The sequence below is a fragment of the Micromonospora citrea genome, from assembly GCF_900090315.1.
GTDB lineage: Bacteria > Actinomycetota > Actinomycetes > Mycobacteriales > Micromonosporaceae > Micromonospora > Micromonospora citrea.
On the sequence record NZ_FMHZ01000002.1, the window covers coordinates 5453707 to 5471028 of the forward strand.

Annotated in this window: 16 protein-coding genes; 11 read left to right on the forward strand and 5 right to left on the reverse strand. The window is 74.7% G+C overall.

Going from position 1 to position 17322, the window contains the following annotated elements; all coding sequences use genetic code 11:
• Window positions 1-7 precede the first annotated feature (7 nt).
• The 6 genes from priA to hisF all read left to right on the forward strand — a co-directional run bounded on the left by priA (window position 8) and on the right by hisF (window position 3934).
• Window positions 8-733, forward strand: coding sequence for a bifunctional 1-(5-phosphoribosyl)-5-((5-phosphoribosylamino)methylideneamino)imidazole-4-carboxamide isomerase/phosphoribosylanthranilate isomerase PriA (priA, locus tag GA0070606_RS24990; protein ID WP_091104916.1), 726 nt, complete (start codon window positions 8-10; stop codon window positions 731-733).
• Window positions 730-1119 carry a RidA family protein gene (locus GA0070606_RS24995; RefSeq protein ID WP_091104919.1) on the forward strand — a complete coding sequence of 130 codons (390 nt, stop codon included), beginning with the start codon at window positions 730-732 and terminating at the stop codon, window positions 1117-1119. The genes priA and GA0070606_RS24995 overlap by 4 nt, the downstream gene beginning before the upstream one ends.
• A gap of 80 nt (window positions 1120-1199) precedes the next feature.
• Window positions 1200-1646: a MarR family winged helix-turn-helix transcriptional regulator gene (locus GA0070606_RS25000; RefSeq protein WP_091104921.1), complete on the forward strand. Its 447-nt coding sequence runs from the start codon at window positions 1200-1202 to the stop codon at window positions 1644-1646.
• Between the two features lie 5 nt (window positions 1647-1651).
• Window positions 1652-2077 (forward strand): organic hydroperoxide resistance protein, encoded by a 426-nt coding sequence (locus tag GA0070606_RS25005; protein WP_091108165.1) that lies wholly within the window; start codon window positions 1652-1654, stop codon window positions 2075-2077.
• A complete protein-coding gene (locus GA0070606_RS25010) occupies window positions 2074-3075 on the forward strand; it encodes an NADP-dependent oxidoreductase (protein ID WP_091104924.1) in 1002 nt (333 codons plus the stop codon). Before GA0070606_RS25005 ends, GA0070606_RS25010 begins: the two co-directional genes overlap by 4 nt.
• A 91-nt stretch (window positions 3076-3166) precedes the next feature.
• Window positions 3167-3934: an imidazole glycerol phosphate synthase subunit HisF gene (gene hisF / locus GA0070606_RS25015; RefSeq protein WP_091104927.1), complete on the forward strand. Its 768-nt coding sequence runs from the start codon at window positions 3167-3169 to the stop codon at window positions 3932-3934.
• A 122-nt stretch (window positions 3935-4056) separates the two neighbouring features.
• On the opposite strand, the gene GA0070606_RS25020 is transcribed toward hisF, so the two are convergent.
• Together GA0070606_RS25020 and yczE are read right to left on the reverse strand one after the other, a co-directional pair.
• The gene (locus GA0070606_RS25020; RefSeq protein WP_091104929.1) at window positions 4057-4518 is read right to left on the reverse strand and encodes a hypothetical protein; all 462 of its coding nucleotides are present in this window, start codon (window positions 4516-4518) and stop codon (window positions 4057-4059) included.
• A 53-nt stretch (window positions 4519-4571) separates the two neighbouring features.
• On the reverse strand, window positions 4572-5225 hold the full coding sequence (gene yczE, locus GA0070606_RS25025; RefSeq protein ID WP_091104932.1) for a membrane protein YczE: 654 nt from the start codon (window positions 5223-5225) through the stop codon (window positions 4572-4574).
• 58 nt (window positions 5226-5283) lie between these two features.
• On the opposite strand from yczE, the gene yczR reads away from it, so the two are divergent.
• The 3 genes from yczR to GA0070606_RS25040 all read left to right on the forward strand — a co-directional run bounded on the left by yczR (window position 5284) and on the right by GA0070606_RS25040 (window position 9618).
• Window positions 5284-6741, forward strand: a complete 1458-nt coding sequence (gene yczR, locus GA0070606_RS25030; protein ID WP_091104934.1) for a MocR-like transcription factor YczR — start codon at window positions 5284-5286, stop codon at window positions 6739-6741.
• A 98-nt stretch (window positions 6742-6839) separates the two neighbouring features.
• Window positions 6840-8078: a low temperature requirement protein A gene (locus tag GA0070606_RS25035; protein ID WP_091108167.1), complete on the forward strand. Its 1239-nt coding sequence runs from the start codon at window positions 6840-6842 to the stop codon at window positions 8076-8078.
• 226 nt (window positions 8079-8304) lie between these two features.
• Window positions 8305-9618 (forward strand): low temperature requirement protein A, encoded by a 1314-nt coding sequence (locus GA0070606_RS25040; protein ID WP_245724797.1) that lies wholly within the window; start codon window positions 8305-8307, stop codon window positions 9616-9618.
• Window positions 9619-9664: 46 nt separating this feature from the next.
• Here the strand turns inward: GA0070606_RS25040 and GA0070606_RS25045 are convergent, their stop codons facing one another.
• From GA0070606_RS25045 to GA0070606_RS25055, 3 genes are all read right to left on the reverse strand, one after another.
• The gene (locus tag GA0070606_RS25045) at window positions 9665-11491 is read right to left on the reverse strand and encodes an AMP-dependent synthetase/ligase (protein ID WP_091104936.1); all 1827 of its coding nucleotides are present in this window, start codon (window positions 11489-11491) and stop codon (window positions 9665-9667) included.
• Between the two features lie 138 nt (window positions 11492-11629).
• Window positions 11630-12508 (reverse strand): terpene synthase family protein, encoded by an 879-nt coding sequence (locus GA0070606_RS25050; RefSeq protein ID WP_245724798.1) that lies wholly within the window; start codon window positions 12506-12508, stop codon window positions 11630-11632.
• A gap of 196 nt (window positions 12509-12704) precedes the next feature.
• Complete coding sequence (locus GA0070606_RS25055) at window positions 12705-13334, reverse strand: TIGR03085 family metal-binding protein (RefSeq protein WP_091104941.1); 630 nt, start codon at window positions 13332-13334, stop codon at window positions 12705-12707.
• A gap of 150 nt (window positions 13335-13484) precedes the next feature.
• Between GA0070606_RS25055 and GA0070606_RS25060 the strand changes: the two genes are divergently transcribed.
• Both GA0070606_RS25060 and GA0070606_RS25065 read left to right on the forward strand, forming a co-directional pair.
• On the forward strand, window positions 13485-15365 hold the full coding sequence (locus GA0070606_RS25060; RefSeq protein ID WP_091104944.1) for an ABC transporter ATP-binding protein: 1881 nt from the start codon (window positions 13485-13487) through the stop codon (window positions 15363-15365).
• A gap of 32 nt (window positions 15366-15397) precedes the next feature.
• On the forward strand, window positions 15398-17158 hold the full coding sequence (locus tag GA0070606_RS25065; RefSeq protein ID WP_091108172.1) for an ABC transporter ATP-binding protein: 1761 nt from the start codon (window positions 15398-15400) through the stop codon (window positions 17156-17158).
• Window positions 17159-17322 lie beyond the last annotated feature (164 nt).

Consider the following 17322-nt stretch of genomic DNA (forward strand, 5'->3'; position numbering starts at 1 on the left):
AAGAATCGTGAGCCTCACCCTGTTGCCCGCCGTGGACGTCGCCGACGGCCAGGCCGTCCGCCTCGTGCAGGGCGCCGCCGGCAGCGAGACGACGTACGGCGACCCGCTGGAGGCCGCCCTGGCCTGGCAGCGGGACGGCGCCGAGTGGATCCACCTGGTCGATCTCGACGCGGCGTTCGGCCGGGGCTCCAACGCCCACCTGCTGGCCGAGGTGGTGCGCCAGCTCGACGTCAAGGTGGAGCTCTCCGGCGGCATCCGCGACGACGAGTCGTTGCAGGCCGCGCTCGGCACCGGCGCGGCGCGGGTGAACATCGGCACCGCCGCCCTGGAGGACCCGGTCTGGTGCGACCGGATCTGCGGCGAGTACGGCGACCGGGTCGCGATCGGGCTGGACGTGCGGGGCCGTACCCTCTCCGCGCGGGGCTGGACCCGCGACGGCGGCGACCTCTACGAGGTGCTGGAGCGGCTGGACAAGGCCGGCGCGGCGCGGTACGTGGTCACCGACATCACCAAGGACGGCACCATGCGCGGGCCCAACCTGGACCTGCTGCGCGAGGTCTGCTCCCGCACCGACGCCCCGGTGATCGCCTCCGGTGGGGTCTCCACGCTGGACGACCTGCGGGCGCTGGCGACCCTGGAGCCGATCGGCGTGGAGGGCGTGATCGCCGGCAAGGCCCTGTACGCGGGCGCCTTCACCGTGGCGCAGGCGCTGGAAACCCTGGCGGCGGCGTGACCGTCACCCGGCTCGGCTCCGGCGGCCCCTGGGAGTCGGTCTACGGCTACAGCCGGGTCGTCCGGGCCGGCGACCTGGCCTGGACGGCCGGCTGCACCTCCACGGTGGACGGGGTGGTGACCCACGTCGGCGACGCGGCGGCGCAGACCGCCCAGGCGTTGCGGATCGGCCTGGACGCGCTCGCCGAGGTGGGCGCGGCACCCGGCGACGTGGTGCGTACCCGGATGTACGTGACCGACCGCGCGTACGCCGACGAGGTGGGCCGGGCGCACAACGCGGTCTTCGGCGCCGTCCGCCCGGCCGCCACGATGGTGGTGGTGGCCGGCCTGATCGATCCGGATCACCTGGTCGAGGTGGAACTGGAGGCGTACCTCGGCGACCGCTGACCGTCCCCGGCGCGGGTGGGGACGGCCACAGCGCGCCCCGATCGGTTGTGCGCAATTGAATTGCGGGCTATGTTTCCGGGGTGACCGATGATCTGGTGCTGCGCCGGCAGGTGTGCTTCGCGCTCTACGCGGCGTCGCGCGCCCTCACCGACGTCTACCGGCCCGTCCTCGACGAGTTCGGCCTGACCTATCCGCAGTACCTGGTGCTGCTGGTGCTCTGGGAGCACGGCGACGACGCCCCCACGGTCTCCGAGCTCGGCGCCGCGCTGCGGTTGGACTCCGGCACGCTCTCCCCGCTGCTCAAGCGGCTGGAAGCGGCGGGCCTGGTGGTCCGGACGCGGTCGGCGCGCGACGAGCGGCGGGTGGAGGTGGGTCTGACCGGCGACGGCCGGGCCCTGCGGCGGCGCATGCACGACGTGCCGCTGCGGGTCGCCCGCGCCACCGGCCTCACCGAGGCGGAGCTGGTCGCCCTGCGCGACACCCTCACCCGGGTCACCGAGACGATCCACCGACAGAAGGAGCAGTGACCACCATGCAGGTGCTCTACACCGCGTCCGCCCGGGCCACCGGCGACGGTCGGGACGGCCACGTCCGCACCTCCGACGGCACCCTCGACCTCGGCCTGGCCGTGCCGAAGGAGATGGGTGGCGCCGGTGACGCCGCCAATCCCGAGCAGCTCTTCGCCGCCGGCTACGCCGCCTGCTTCCACTCGGCGCTGCGCCTGGTCGCCCGCAAGGCGAAGGCCGACGTCACCGGCTCGGTCGTCGAGGCCGAGGTCGGCATCGGCCCGAACGGCGGCGGGGGCTTCGGCCTGACCGTCGCCCTCGTGGTCGACCTCCCGGCCGTGGCGCGCGACGCCGCCGAGCAACTCGTCGCGCAGGCCCACCAGGTCTGCCCCTACTCGAACGCCACGCGCGGCAACGTCGAGGTCGCCCTCACCGTCGGGGAGGCGCGGTGAGCACCCGCAACCGGGAGATCCACCTCGCGTCCCGCCCGCAGGGCTGGCCGACCGCCGACAACTTCCGCCTCGTCGAGACCGAGGTGCCGACCCCCGGCCCCGGCCAGATCGTGGTCCGCAACCGCTACCTGTCGGTCGACCCGTACATGCGGGGGCGGATGAACGACGTCAAGTCCTACGTGCCGCCGTTCGCGCTCGACGCGCCGCTGGACGGCGGGGCGGTCGGTGAGGTCGTGGCCGGCGAGGCCGGGGGCCTGCGGCCCGGCGACACCGTGCTGCACGGCCTCGGCTGGCGCGAGTACGCCCTGCTCGACGCGAAGGCCGCGCGGAAGGTCGACCCCGACCTCGCCCCGGTCACGGCCTACCTGAGCGTGCTCGGGATGACCGGCCTGACCGCGTACGCCGGGCTGCTGGAGGTCGCGGGGATGAAGCCGGGGGAGACCGTCTTCGTCTCCGCCGCCGCCGGCTCGGTCGGCAGCCTCGTGGGGCAGATCGCCAAGCTGCGGGGCGCCGGCCGGGTGGTCGGCAGCGCCGGCTCGGCGGCCAAGGTCGAACGGCTGCGCGCGCTCGGCTTCGACGCCGCGTTCGACTACCACGACGGGCCGGTGCGCGACTCGCTGAGGGCCGCCGCGCCCGACGGCGTCGACGTCTACTTCGACAACGTCGGCGGCGACCACCTGGAGGCGGCGATCTCCGCGATGCGGGTGCACGGCCGGGCGGCGATCTGCGGCATGATCGCGCAGTACAACGACACCGAGCCCCCGGCCGCGCCGCGCAACCTGGCGCTGGTCATCGGCAAGCGGCTCACCCTGCGCGGCTTCCTGGTCGGCGACCACGGCCACCTGCGCGACGAGTTCGTCCGGGAGATGGCCGGCTGGCTGCGCGACGGGAAGGTCTCCTACGACGAGACGGTGGTCGACGGCATCGAGAACGCCCCGGAGGCGTTCCTCGGCCTGCTGCGCGGCGAGAACCTGGGCAAGATGCTCGTCCGGGTGTGAGGAGGGCGCCGCGCGGCGTCGGAGCGTTCGACGGCGGTGGCCGGCCTCACAGGCCGGCCACCGCCGTGGCCGGGAAGGATAGGCTCGCGGCATGACGGTGGCGGTACGGGTGATCCCCTGTCTCGACGTGGACGCCGGGCGGGTGGTCAAGGGGGTCAACTTCCTCGACCTGCGCGACGCCGGCGACCCGGTGGAGCTGGCCGCGGCGTACGACCGGGCCGGCGCGGACGAGCTGACCTTCCTCGACGTCACCGCCTCCTCCAGCGACCGGGGCACCATGCTCGACGTGGTCCGCCGCACGGCCGAGTCGGTCTTCATCCCGCTGACCGTCGGCGGCGGCGTCCGGCAGGTGGCCGACGTCGACACCCTGCTGCGCGCCGGCGCGGACAAGGTCGGGGTGAACACCGCCGCGATCGCCCGCCCCGAGCTGATCGCCGAGATCGCCGACCGGTTCGGCCGGCAGGTGCTGGTGCTCTCGCTCGACGTGCGGCGCGCGCCGGCCGGCGGCACACGCAGCGGCTTCGAGGTGACCACCCACGGCGGCCGGCGCGGCACGGGGCTGGACGCGGTCGAGTGGGCCCGGCGCGCCGCCGAGCTGGGGGCGGGCGAGATCCTGCTCAACTCGATGGACGCCGACGGCACCAAGGCCGGTTTCGACCTCGAACTCATCGGCGCGGTGCGCCGGGTGGTCGACGTGCCGGTGGTGGCCAGCGGCGGCGCGGGCGAGGTCGCGCACTTCGCGCCGGCGATCGGCGCGGGGGCGGACGCCGTGCTCGCGGCCAGCGTCTTCCACTTCGGCGAGCTGACCGTCGCCGAGGTCAAGGACGCGCTGCGCGGGGCCGGCCACCCCGTCCGCTGACGGACCCGCCCGCCCCTGCGGCGTCGGTCGTCGGCGGGCCGGTCCCGACGCCTGCCCGCCCGTCCGGCGTCGCTCGTCGGTGGGCCGGTCCCGACGCCCGCCCGGCGTCGCTCGTCGGCGGGTCAGTCCCGGCGGGACCGGTTCTCCGGGGAGCGCCGCGGCGCCGGGATCGACCGCACCACGTATTCCTGGACGGCCGCGGCGTGCTCCTCCTCGTCGAGGTGCCACTCCGCGCTGCCCGGGGTGTGTCGCCGGCTGAGCACGCCCTGCACCGTGTCGACGGTGGTGGCCAGCCCGGCGCTCGGCCGGGTGCGCCAGAGCCGCTCACCGTCGGCGGTGATGCGGAACCAGCCGTCGCTGACGCTGACCAGACCGGCCCCGACGAGGCGGCGGACCGCCGTCTCCACCTCGTGCCGTTCGGGGATGGTCTGGTTGAGGTGGTCGGCCGTGGAGAGCACGTCGGCCAGGCGCACGCCCTCGGGCCGCCGGCTCGACGCCGCCCGGCGGTGCCGTCCGGCGCCGCTGGCGATCACCAGCGAGACGAAGATCCAGGCGTCGCTCCAGCGCCAACCGCTCTCCCCCATGCCAGGATTCTGCCGGGCGTCGCGGCGGAAGGGAACACCGACGCCGGGTCGGGTCAGGTCGCCGGGAGCGGCCCGACCGGGGCCGGGGCCGCCTCCGCCGGCTGCGGGACGGTGAACAACGGCAGGAAGAACTGGGTCAGCGGGCCGATGGCGAGCGCGTACGCGACCGTGCCGACGCCGACCGTGCCGCCGAGCAGCCAGCCCAGCGCCAGCACGGTGACCTCGATGGCGGTGCGGACCCGCCGGATCGACCGGCCGGGCCGCCGGGCCACGTAGCCGGTCATCAGGCCGTCGCGCGGGCCGGGCCCGAGGCGGGCGCCGATGTAGAGGCCGGTCGCCGCGCCGTTGGCCACGATGCCGGCGACCAGCAGGCCGATCCGTACGCCGAGCGGCCCGCCGGCCGGCAGCACGGCCAGCGCCGCGTCCACCACCAGCCCGATCACCAGGACGTTGCTGACCGTGCCGAGCCCCGGGCGCTGCCGCAGCGGGATCCAGAGGAGCAGCACCGCCGCGCCCACCGCGATGGTGACGGTGCCGAAGGAGAGGCCGGTCCGCTCGGACAGGCCCTGGTGGAACACGTCCCACGGGTCGAGGCCCAGCCCCGAGTTGATCAGGAGGGCCATGCTGAGGCCGTAGAGCACGAGCCCCGCGTAGAGCTGGGTGAGCCGCCGCACGGGGCGCTGCCGGAGATTGCCAATTGCTGCCACTCATGCCACCCTAGGGTCCAATTGGCGGTCGGGAAGAGCCAATATCGGGGGAGTGGCCATGACGAGTCAGGTTCGGGGTGCCCAATTGGCGCGGCTCCTGGGTCAGTGGCATGCGCTTCCGGGCCGCCGGCGCAGCCCCGACTACGCCGCCCTGGCCGGCGCCGTCCGGGGCCTGCTCGCCGACGGCCGGCTGCCGCTGGGCGTACGCCTGCCGGCCGAGCGGGAACTGGCCGAGGCCCTGAAGATCAGCCGTACCACGGTCACCGCCGCGTACCGGGAGCTGCGCGAGAGCGGGCACCTGGCGAGCCGGCGCGGCGCCGGCAGCTGGACCATGCTCCCGGGCACCCACCGGGTGGCGAGCACCGGGCTCTGGACCCCGCTGGACGACCGGGACATGATCGATCTCGGTGTGGCCGCGCTCGCCGCCCCGCCGGAACTGCTGCCCGCCGCCCGGGCCGCGGCCGAGGACCTGCCGCGCTACCTGGGCGGGGCCGGCTACCACCCGACCGGGATCATCGAGCTGCGCGAGGCGGTGGCCGCCGCGTACACCGCGCGGGGCCTGCCCACCTCGCCCGACCAGATCATGGTCACCAACGGCACCCAGCACGCCCTGGACCTGGTGCTCCGCCTGGCGCTCGCGCCCGGCGGCACCGTGCTGGTGGAGGCGCCCAGCTATCCGAACGCGCTGGCCGCGCTCTCGGCCCGGCGGGCCCGGATCACCACCCACGGCCTGGCCGTCGAGGAACCCGGCTGGGACGCCGACCTGCTGCTCGGCAGCCTCCGTCAGGTCCGGCCGAAGCTGGCGTACCTGATCCCCGACTTCCAGAACCCCACCGGCCACCTGATGCCGGCGCCGCTGCGCGAGCGGGTGGTGGCCACCGCGCACGCCGTCGGCACCGACCTGGTCGTCGACGAGTCCTTCGTCGACCTGCCGCTGGACGGGACGGTGCTGCCTCCGCCCACCGCCGCCCACGACCGGCACTCCCGCGTGATCACCATCGGCGGGATGAGCAAGCCGTTCTGGGGTGGCCTGCGGATCGGCTGGGTCCGCGCCTCGGCGCCGCAGGTGCAGCGGTTGGCCGCCGCCCGGGTCGGGGTCGACATGGCCAGTCCCGTGCTGGACCAACTGGTCGCGGTCCACCTGCTCGCCGAGGCCCCGGCCATCGTCGCCGCGCGCCGGGCGCAGCTCACCGCCCAGCGCGACGCGCTGCTGGCGGCGCTCGCGCAGCGCCTGCCCGAGTGGCGGGTCACCGTGCCGCACGGCGGGGTGACCCTCTGGGCCGAGCTGGACGGCCCGATCTCCAGCGCGCTCGCCCGCGCCACCGAGGAGGTCGGCGTACGGCTGGCGCCCGGGCCCCGGTTCGGCCTGGACGGCACGCTGGAGCGCTTCCTGCGGCTGCCGTTCACCCTGCCCGTCGCCGACCTGGTCGAGGCGGTCGACCGGATCGCCGCGGTCCGGTACGACCTGGACCGGGGCGGCCGGCCGCAGTGGCGGGAACCGGCCGTCATCGCCTGATCGGCGCTGTCCCGGGGCACCGGGCGGGCCCGTCGGCTGCCAGACTGTGCGCCGTGACAATCGGCGGTACGACGCGGCGCGCGCCGCGCATGCGGGCCATGACGGAGGGGTCCACCGTGACCCCGCTGGAGCTCTTCTTCGATCTGGTCTTCGTCTACGCGCTCACCCAGGTGACCGCGCTGATGGCCGACGACCTCACCGGGCGCGGGCTGCTGCGGGGCCTGCTGCTGCTGGCCCTGCTGTGGTGGTGCTGGTGCTGCTACGCGTGGCTCGGCAACACCGTACGGGCCGACGAGGGCGTCGTCCGGGTCGCCCTGTTCGCGGTCATGGCCGCCATGTTCGTGGTGGCGGTGACCATTCCGGAGGCCTTCGACGACCTGCCCGGCGGGCTCTCCGGGCCGGTGGTCTTCGCCGCGTGCTACCTCGTCGTGCGGGTGCTGCACCTGGTCGTCTACTGGCACGCCGCGCGCGGCGACGCCGGCCTGCGCCGACAGCTGCTGCGGGCGGCGCTGCCCATGCTGGGCGGGGCGCTGCTGCTCTTCTCCGCCGCGTTGCTGCCGCAGCAGCTCGCCGACGACCCGGCCCGGGTCTCCACCATCCGGACGGCGCTGTGGATGCTCGCGCTGGTGGTGGACTACGCCGGCATCATGCTCATCGGCGCGGACGGCTGGCGGATCTTCTCGGCGGCGCACTGGGCCGAGCGGCACGGTCTGATCATCATCGTGGCGCTGGGGGAGTCGCTGGTCGCCATCGGCGTCGGCGTCACGCAGCTGCCGATCTCCTGGCCGATCATCGTCGCGTCCGCGTTGGCCATCACCGTGACCGCCGCGCTGTGGTGGGCGTACTTCGACGTGGTGGCCATCGCGGCGGAGCGGGTGCTGCACCGCGCCGAGGGCGCGGCCCGCGCCGCGCTGGCGCGGGACTCGTACACCTACCTGCACCTGCCGATGGTGATCGGCATCATCCTGCTCGCGCTCGGCTTCAAGAAGGTGCTGTCGTACGTCGGCGACGGCGTCGAGCACGACCTCACCGACCCGCTGCACGGTCTGGGCCTCTACGCCCTCTACGGCGGGGTGGTGCTCTACCTGCTCGGGCATCTCGGCTTCCGGCTGCGCAACATGGGCTCGGTCAACTGGCCCCGGGCGGCGGCCGTGCTGCTGCTGGTCGGCCTCGTGCCGCTGGCCGACCGCCTGCCGGCGCTGGCCGCGCTCGCGATGCTCGCCGTCGTCTGCGTCGGCATGGTGGTGGCCGAGACGCTGCTCTTCAGCGAGGCGCGGCGCGCCCTGCGGGAGTCGGCGCTGCCCCCGCACGGCACCGGCGCCGAACCCGGCCACTGACCAACCCCGTCGCGTCGGTGGCCGGCCCCGGCCGCCGCTCCGGCCCCGGCCGCCGACGCGACGCGCCCGCCGCCCCGGCACGGTCGCCGTCCCTGGCCCGGCCAGCGGCCCGGCGCGGCCCCGGTGCGGCGCGGCCACCAAGGTGTGGCCCCGCACGGTTGCGGCCGTTCGGACGGGCTGCGCCGATCCGGCCCTCGGGTGCCGGGTCTGCTGAAACACTGCCCTGGTGGAGAGCACGGGCGGCGTCCGGTGGCCGCGCGGGATCCAGCCCAGCGCGCCGGGTTCCCGCACCACCCGGCTCGAACTCTTCTACGACCTCGTCTTCGTCTTCGCCTTCCTCAACGTCACCACGGCGACCGCCGGCAACCCGACCGCGCGCGGGCTGATCCAGTGCCTGGTCCTGCTCGCCCTGCTCTGGTGGTGCTGGAGCGGATTCGCGGCCCTGGGCAACGTGGTCCGCACCGACCAGGGCGTGGCGCCGCTGGTCGGCTTCGCCGCCTCCGCCGCGGTCTTCGTGCTCGCGCTGATCCTGCCGAAGGCCTTCGTCGACCGGCCCGGCGGGCTGTCCGGCCCGGTGGTCTTCGTCGTCTGCTACTTCCTGGTCCGGGCGTCCGAGGTGACGATCTTCCTGTGGGTGGCCCGCGCCAACCGGGCGGTGCGCCGGCGGACCCTGCCGTTCGTGCTGCCGGTGCTGCTGGCGACGGCGCTGCTGCTCGCCGCCGCCCTCCTGCCGCAGCGGGTGTCCGACGGCACGGCGGAGGGCCTGCTCCGGCTGGCGCTGTGGCTCGCCGCCCTCGGCGTCGAGTACGGCTTCGGCGCGGCGCTGGGCGGCGCCGGGTGGACGGTGCTCTCGGCGGGACACTGGGCCGAACGGCACGCCCTGATCGTCATGGTGGCGCTCGGCGAGTCGATCATCGCGCTCGGCCTGGGGCCGGGGGCCGGCACCGGGCTGCCGGTGACCTGGCCGGTGATCATCGCGGCGGTCCTCGGGGTCGCGGTGGTCGCGGCGCTGTGGTGGGCGTACTTCGACACCCTCGCCCTCGCCATGGAGCAGACGCTGCACCGCACCCGGGAGCCGGCCGCCCGCGCCGCGCTGGCCCGGGACGTCTACACGTTCCTGCACCTGCCGCTGATCGCGGGCGTGATCCTCTTCGCCCTCGGCCTCAAGGGGCTCATCTACGAGGGGGCCGCCCCGGAGACCCCGACCTGGGGGGTTCCGCTGCCCGGGTTCGACCTGCTGGCCCTCTACGGCGGGGTGGCGACCTACCTGGTCACGCTGATCCTGCTGGGAAAGCGGGCGCTGGGGGCGCCCCGGTGGCCGTCGGTCGCCGGGGTGGCGCTCCTCGTCGCGCTGGTCCCGGCCGTCGCCCGGCTGCCGGAGCTGGTGGCGCTGGCCGTGCTGGCGGCGGCCGCCGTGGCGACGGTCGCCGGGCAGACGGTCGTCGACGCCCCGCGACGGCGGGAGGTGCGGCGGGTGGCGCTGGAGGAACAGCTCGCCACCGAGGTCGAGCAGACGAGGTGGCGGGGGCACCACCTGTGACGGCCGGCGGTCCCGGGCCGGGCCCGGGACCGCCGGCGCGGCGTGCTCAGAGTTCGGCGAGCGTGCCGGCGTACATCTTCTCGATCTCGGCGGCGAAGTTGCTCTCCACGCCCCGGCGCTTGATCTTCAGCGACGGCGTGATCTCGCCGTGCTCGATGGTCAGGTCGCGCGGCAGGATGGCGACCTTCTTGATCGTCTCCCAGCGGTTGAGCTTGGCGTTGAGCTCGGCCACGTATCCCTCGACCATGGCCTTCGCCTCCGGCGAGGCGACGATCTCGGCGTAGTCGCGACCCTCCAGCGGCGTGCCGGCGGCCCAGCCCTTGATCGCGTCCGGGTCCAGCGTGACCAGCATCGTGCAGTAGTTGCGGGCCTGGCCGATCACGACCGCCTGCGAGGTGTACGGGCAGGTGGCCTTGAACATCCCCTCGATGTGCGAGGGCGCGATGTACTTGCCGCCCGAGGTCTTGACCAGGTCCTTCTTCCGGTCGGTGATCTTGAGGTAGCCGTCGGCGTCCAGGGTGCCGATGTCGCCGGTGCGGAAGAAGCCGTCCTCGGTGAACGCGGCGGCGGTCTCCTCGGGCAGGTTGTGGTAGCCGCGCATCACCGGCCGGCCACGCACCAGGATCTCGCCGTCGGTGTCGATGCGGCACTCCAGGTCGCCCATCGCCTTGCCGACGGTGCCGATCCGCAGCCCGTCCGGCGGGTTGACGAAGTTGCCGGCGCTGGTCTCGGTGAGGCCGTAGCCCTCGGAGATCGGCAGGTTGGCCGCGGCGAAGAAGGTGGCGATCTCCGGGCTGAGCGGGGCCGCGCCGGAGACGAGCACCCGGATCCGGCCGCCGAGCCGGGCCTGGAGCTTGCTGAAGACGAGCTTCTCGGCCACCGCGTACTTCAGCTTCAGCCCCGCCGGGACCGGCCGGCCGGCCTGCTCCAGGGCGACCTTCTCCTTGCCGACGCGCACGCCCCAGGCGAAGATCTTCGCCTTCGCGCCGCCGGCGGCCTGCGCGGTCGTGACCGCCTTGTTGTAGACCTTCTCGAACACGCGGGGGGCGCCGCACATCAGCGTCGGCCGGATCACCGCGAGCAGGTCGACCAGCTTGTCCACCCGGCCGTCGACGTACGTCGGCAGGCCCACGTGGATCGCTCCGCAGAGCAGCGTCTTGCCGAACGAGTGGGACAGCGGCAGCCAGAGGTATTGCAGGTCGTCGTCGCGGAGCAGCCCCAGTTCGGCCTGCGCCACGCCCTCCCAGCACCAGCCGCCGTGCAGCAGCTCGACGCCCTTCGGCCGCCCGGTGGTGCCCGAGGTGTAGATCAGGGTGGCCAGGTGGTCGGGGCCGATCCCGGCGACGAGCATCTCGATCAGGTCGGGCTCGGCGGCCAGCGCCCGGACGCCCCGCTCCTCGAGCTCGGCGAGGGTGAGCTGCGGGACGGCGGCGGACGGGTCGGCGGCGCCGTCGAAGAGCACCACGTGGGTCAGGGCGGGCAGGTCCGCTCCGGCGATCTTGGCCGCCTGGGCCGGGTTCTCGGCGAAGAGCACCCGCGAGCCCGAGTCGGCGATGATGTAGGTCGCGTCCTCCGGCTCGGTGGTGGGGTAGACGGTGGTGGTCGCGCCGCCGGCACACATGATGCCGAGGTCGGCGAGCACCCATTCGAGCCGGGTGTTGGCCAGGATCGCCACCGGATGCTCCTGACCGACCCCGAGCCCGTGCAGCCCGGCGGCGATCGCCTTGGCGCGGCGGCCCACCTGCTCCCAGGTCAGCCAGACCGGGCCGGAGTCGTCGGGGGCCGGGTGGGCGAAGGCGTCGCGGTCGGGGGACGCCGCCACGCGCTTGAGGAACATGTCAGGGATGGAGCGGTACGGTACATCGAGAGCCATCGCTGTAGCCGCCTTCGGGGGTGGAGGCGTGACGGTCGTCACGTCGGTGTTCGTTACCGAAGAGTATTGCCTGCACCCGCGGGTCGGCCAGCCCTCTGTCGATCACGGCTGGGCCACGTCCCGGCACGTGGAACGCCGTCAGGCGTACCGGGCGGCGCGCAGCGACCAGTCGTAGGTGGCCCGGATCCAGTTCCGCCGGGCGGTCACCGCGGGCCGCAGGCTGTCGTCGCCGGCCGCCAGCAGCGCCGACTCCGTCGTCAGGTAGGCGGCCAGGGACTCGTTGAACCGGTCGGCCGCCGCCCGCAGTGCCGCCGACTCGTCGCCACCGGCGCGTCCGGCGGCGATGACCGCCACCAGGTTGTGTCCGTCCGGCTGGTCGGCGCTCTCCTTGCCGTACGAGAAGACGTCGTTGCACCAGCAGACCAGGTCGGCGGCGAGCAGGTCGAGCGCGACCAGCGCGGGCGCGGCGCGGTCGGCCGCCCCCGGTTGCCCCCCGGCGGCCAGCTCCGTAAGCGTGAAGCTCGGGTGCACCCCGCCGGTGTGCCGGCGCATCTGCACGTACTCGGCCAGCTCCGGCACCCGGCCCTGCTCCCGGTTCGCCGCCTCCCACAGCAACGCCAGCAGATACTCCCGCACCTCGCCGACGAAGCGCAGCAGCATCGCCGGCGTCCCGACGGCCCGGACCCGCCGGCACAGGTCGGCCAGCGCGTCGCCCAGCGGGCCCGCCGCGCCCGGCCCCCCGGCCGCTTCGCCGTGCCGGTCCAGCACGTCGAGCAGGGCCGCGACCGTCGGCGCCAGCCGGGTGGGGGCGTCGCCGAGGCCGTCCTCGTCGCAGGCGTCGTCCATCACGAACAGCCAGGAGATGAGGTCGGCGAGCAGGCGCAGCCGGTCGACCGACCCCTCCGGGCAGGCCCGCCCGGCCAGCCCGGCGGCGTCGGCCCGGTGCAGGCGGCGCAGCCGGTGCCCGCTAATGATCAGGCCGAGGTCGAGCACCCACTCGGTGCTCTCCTGTGCCACCTGATCGGTGGCGTAGTGTCGGCGCGCGGGGAAAGGGGGTTCCCGCAGTGCCGAGACCGCAAAGGTCCGCATGGTGCCCCCTGTCGCGCCGCCCCCGGGCGGGACGGCGCGGGACAGCGTACGGGAGCGGGGATCGGTCGCGGTCGTTGGGTCGAGCCGATTTCAGATTACGACGCGACCGCTTCCGTACATTGAGTTACATGCCCAGGTGGGCGTTGCGGAGTCGGTCGGCCGCCGCCGGCGGCCCGTCGATCTGCACCCGGGCGACCCGCTGGCGGCCGGAGAGGAACAGGACGAGCTCGCTCGGCGCACCGACCACCCGGACGGGCTCGCCGCCCCGGCCGACGGCGAGCGCGCCGTAGCCGGGCGCCTGCACGAAGACGTCGGCCGGGAACCGGCGCAGGGCCAGCCGGGCCATCCCGGCGGCCCGACGCCACAGCACCGCCTGGAGCCCGGCCGCCAGGTCACGCGGGAGCCAGCCCGGGCGGGCGCGCCGGACGTCCTCGTGGTGGATGAAGAACTCCATCGTGTTGGCCAGTTCGTCGGTCACCGGGTTGCTGACCGGGCTCCACACCGGCGCCCGGCGCACCTGCTCGACCAGGCGCGGCCAGGGGCGCTTCGCGATGCGCCGGCGCATCCGCTCCGCGTACCCCCGCAGGGGCGGCAGCACGATGCCGCCGGCGGCGTCCGGGCGGCGCTCCCGCAGCACCAGGTGGGCGGCGAGGTCGCGGGTGGTCCACCCCTCGTTGACCGTCGGCGCGTCCGGTCCCAGCGTGAGCATCAGGTCGGCGAGCGCCTCGCGCTCCGATCGGGCGTACCGCGGCATGTCACCGATCGTAGGCGCGCGGAACCGGCTCGGCGCGCCGGGCGTGGCGGGCCGGGGTCCGTGACGGCGGACATACCGGCCCGGGGCGGCGGAGCGGGCCCCGAGCGGTAAGGATGAGGGAGATAATTGCGGCTTACGGCGGGGGAGAGCGTGGCGAGCAAGGCAAGTCGGGACGTGCTCGGCAGAGGGCTGGCCGTCCTCGGGAGGGCGATCCGGGAACAGCCGCGGATCTTCGCGGTCGCGGTGACCGGCAGCGTGCTCTTCGGCGCCATGACGGTGGCCAGCGCGTTCGTGGTGGGCGCGGTGGTCGGCGACGTGGTGGTCCCGGCGATCGAGCGCGGCTCGGTCGGGGTCGGGGCGCTCGCCCTGGCCGCCGTCGCGCTGTTCGGCATCAGCGTGCTGCGGGTGGTCGGCATCTTCGGCCGCCGCCTCGGCGCGGGCTACATGCAGTACCGCCTCCAGGCCGCCTACCGGCGTCGGGTCACCCGGCGCTACCTGGAGCTGCCGCTGTCGTGGCACCACCGCAACGCCACCGGCACGCTGCTGTCCAACGCCAACTCCGACGTGGAGGCGGCCTGGCACCCCATCGCCCCGCTGCCGTTCGCGGTCGGCACCCTGGTGATGCTCGTCGGCGCGGTCGCCTCGCTCTTCGCCACCGACTGGGCGTTGGCCCTGGTCGGCCTCGGCGTCTTCCCGGCGCTCTTCGCGCTCAACGTCGCCTACTCGCGCCGGATGGCCCCGCGCCAGGCCCGGGCCCAGCGACTGCGCGCCGAGGTCAGCGGCATCGCCCACGAGAGCTTCGACGGCGCCCTCGTGGTCAAGACGATGGGCCGGGAGGCCCAGGAGACCGACCGGTTCGCCGCCCGCGCGGGCGAGCTGCGCGACGCGCTGGTCTCCGTCGGTCGGCTGCGCGGCGTCTTCGACCCGGTGCTGGAGACACTGCCCAGCCTCGGCACCCTCGCCGTGCTGGTGGTGGGCACCTTCCGGCTGCGGCAGGGCGCGATCAGCGTCACCGAGCTGGTCAGCGTCGCGTTCCTCTTCACCGTGCTGGCCTTCCCCGTGCGGGCCATCGGCTGGGTGCTGGCCGAGCTGCCGCGCAGCGTCGCCGGCTGGGACCGGGTCCGCCGGGTGCTCGACGCCACCGGCGAGATGCCGTACGGCGACGTCACGCTCGACGCGGCCGATCCCCGCCCGGCCACGCTCACCTTCTCCGGCGTCCGGTTCGGCTACGAGCCCGCCGAGGCGCACCTGCCCGGCGCCGAGGTGCTCGGCGAGGTCTCCTTCACCGTGCCCGCCGGCAAGACCGTCGCCCTGGTCGGGCCCACCGGCGCCGGCAAGTCCACGGTCGCGGCGCTGGCCGTCCGGCTGGTCGACCCCCGGGCCGGCACGGTGACGCTGGACGGGGTGGACGTGCGCCGGCTCACCGCCGCCTCGCTGGCCGGCACCGCCGCGCTGGTCGCCCAGGTGCCGTTCGTCTTCGACGACACCGTCCGGGCCAACATCACCCTGGACCGGCCCGGCGTCGGCGACGACGACGTCTGGGCGGCGCTGCGGCTGGCCGAGGCGGACGGCTTCGTCGCCGCCCTGCCCGACGGCCTCGACACGATGGTCGGCGAGCGGGGCACCTCGCTCTCCGGCGGCCAGCGGCAGCGGCTCACCCTGGCCCGCGCGCTCGCCGGCCGGCCCCGCCTGCTGGTGCTCGACGACGCGACCAGCGCCGTCGACCCCCGGGTGGAGGCGGCCATCCTGGCCGGGCTGCGCTCGTCGGCCGGGGAGCCCGGCGCGCCCGCCGCGTCGATCCTGGTGGTCGCCTACCGGCGGGCCACCATCGCGCTGGCCGACGAGGTGGTCTACCTGGAGCAGGGGCGGGTGGTCGCCCGCGGCACGCACGCCGAGCTGCTCGCCACCGTGCCGGGCTACGCCGACCTGGTCACCGCCTACGAGCAGGCGGAGGTCGACCACACCAAGGACGAGACGTACGACGAGGTCGCCCCGCTGAGTTCGGGCCTGGAAATCGAGGTGGACCGGTGAGCGCGACCGAGAGCAAGGCGGCGTCGGCCGAGATGACCGAGACGGCGGAGACGACCTGGCAGACGCTGCGGCGGGGGCTCGCGCTCTCCCCGGAGCTGCGGGTCGGTCTCGCCGGCACCCTCGGCCTGGCCCTGGTCTACATGGTCGGCCGGGCGGCCGTGCCGGTGGCCGTGCAGCAGGGCATCGACAACGGCATCGTGGGCGGGCTCGACCTGACCGTGGTCTGGACGGTGGTCGCGGCCACCGCGGCCGTGCTGGTGGTGACCACGCTCTGCGGCTACCTGATGATGCGCCGGCTCTTCACGGTCAGCGAGACCGCGCTGGCGAACGTGCGGGTGCGGGCGTTCCGGCACGTGCACGACCTGTCCATGCTGCACCAGCAGTCGGAGCGGCGCGGCTCGCTGGTGTCGCGGGTGACCAGCGACGTCGACCAGATCACCCAGTTCCTCCAGTGGGGCGGCGTGATCCTGGTGATCAATCTCGGCCAGCTGGTGGTGACCACGCTGGTGATGCTGGCCTACTCCTGGCAGTTGACCCTCGTCGTCTACGCCGCCTTCCTGCCCGCCGTGCTGGTGATCCGGCTGTTGCAGCGCCGCCTCGCCGGGGCGTACGGGGTGGTGCGGCAGCGCACCGGGGCCCTGCTCGGGGCGATCGGCGAGAGCGTGGTCGGCGCGCCGGTGATCCGCGCGTACGGGATCGCGGGGCGGACCGCGCGCCGGCTGGACGAGGCGATCGACGGCCAGCGGCGGGCCCAGCAGAAGGCGATCAGGATCAGCATCCTGGGCAGCTCGGTCGGCGAGCTGGCCGCCGGGCTGGCCCTCGCGGGCGTGGTGGTGCTCGGGGTGACCCTCGGCGCCGACCGCACCCTGAGCGTCGGCGAGGTGACCGCCTTCCTCTTCCTGGTCACGCTCTTCATCCAGCCGGTGCAGATCGCCACCGAGGTGCTCAACGAGGCGCAGAACGCCATCGCCGGCTGGCGCCGCGTGCTGGACGTGCTGGACGTCGCGCCGGACGTCGCCGACCCGGGCGAGCAGGGGCGCGAGCTGCCGCCCGGCCCGCTGGACATCCGCTTCGCCGGGGTGGGCTTCGCCTACCCGGGCGGCCCGCCCGTGCTGCACGACATCGACGTGGAGATCCCGGCGAAGAGCCGGGTCGCGGTGGTCGGCGAGACCGGCAGCGGCAAGACCACGTTCGCGAAGCTGCTCACCCGGCTGATGGATCCGACCGCCGGCCAGGTGCTGCTCTCCGGGGTGCCGCTGGAGCAGGTGCGGTTCGCGTCGCTGCGGTCGCGGGTGGTGATGGTCCCGCAGGACGGCTTCCTCTTCGACGCCACGGTCGCGGAGAACGTCCGCTTCGCCCGGCCGGAGCTGACCGACGAGCAGCTCGGCGCCGCCTTCACCGAGCTTGGGCTCGCCGACTGGGTGGACGGGTTGCCGTCGGGCCTGCACACGCCCGTCGGGGAGCGGGGCGAGGCGCTGAGCGTGGGGGAGCGGCAGCTGGTGGCGCTCGCCCGCGCGTACGTGGCGGACCCGGACCTGCTGGTGCTGGACGAGGCGACCAGCGCGGTCGACCCGGCCACGGAGGTGCGGCTGCAACGCACCCTGGACGCGGTGACCCGGGGGCGCACCACGCTCGCCATCGCGCACCGGCTCTCCACTGCGCAGTCGGCGGACGAGGTCATCGTGGTGGACCGGGGCCGGATCGTGCAGCGCGGCCCGCACGACGAGCTGGTCCGCGACCCGGAGTCGGTGTACGGCCTGCTCTACGCCTCCTGGCTGGAGCAGACCCGCTGAACCGACCCGTCCTGGCCGCGGCGGGCGCGCCGGAACGCGCCCACCGCGGCCCGTCGGCCCGTCGGAGCGCCGGTCAGCGGGAGTGGAACTCCACGACGAACTGCTCGTCGCAGTGCACCGGGACCTCGTGCCGGGCGGGCTCGCGCAGCTCGGCCAGCTCCACC

Excerpts from the sequence above, each read along its gene's own strand:
- GA0070606_RS25005 (WP_091108165.1), top strand. The coding sequence starts at position 1,652 with ATGCAGGTGCTCTACACCGCGTCCGCCCGGGCCACCGGCGACGGTCGG.
- hisF (WP_091104927.1), top strand. The coding sequence starts at position 3,167 with ATGACGGTGGCGGTACGGGTGATCCCCTGTCTCGACGTGGACGCCGGG.
- GA0070606_RS25020 (WP_091104929.1), bottom strand. The coding sequence starts at position 4,518 with ATGGGGGAGAGCGGTTGGCGCTGGAGCGACGCCTGGATCTTCGTCTCG.
- yczR (WP_091104934.1), top strand. The coding sequence starts at position 5,284 with ATGACGAGTCAGGTTCGGGGTGCCCAATTGGCGCGGCTCCTGGGTCAG.
- GA0070606_RS25035 (WP_091108167.1), top strand. The coding sequence starts at position 6,840 with ATGACGGAGGGGTCCACCGTGACCCCGCTGGAGCTCTTCTTCGATCTG.
- GA0070606_RS25045 (WP_091104936.1), bottom strand. The coding sequence starts at position 11,491 with ATGGCTCTCGATGTACCGTACCGCTCCATCCCTGACATGTTCCTCAAG.
- GA0070606_RS25055 (WP_091104941.1), bottom strand. The coding sequence starts at position 13,334 with ATGCCGCGGTACGCCCGATCGGAGCGCGAGGCGCTCGCCGACCTGATG.
- GA0070606_RS25065 (WP_091108172.1), top strand. The coding sequence starts at position 15,398 with ATGACCGAGACGGCGGAGACGACCTGGCAGACGCTGCGGCGGGGGCTC.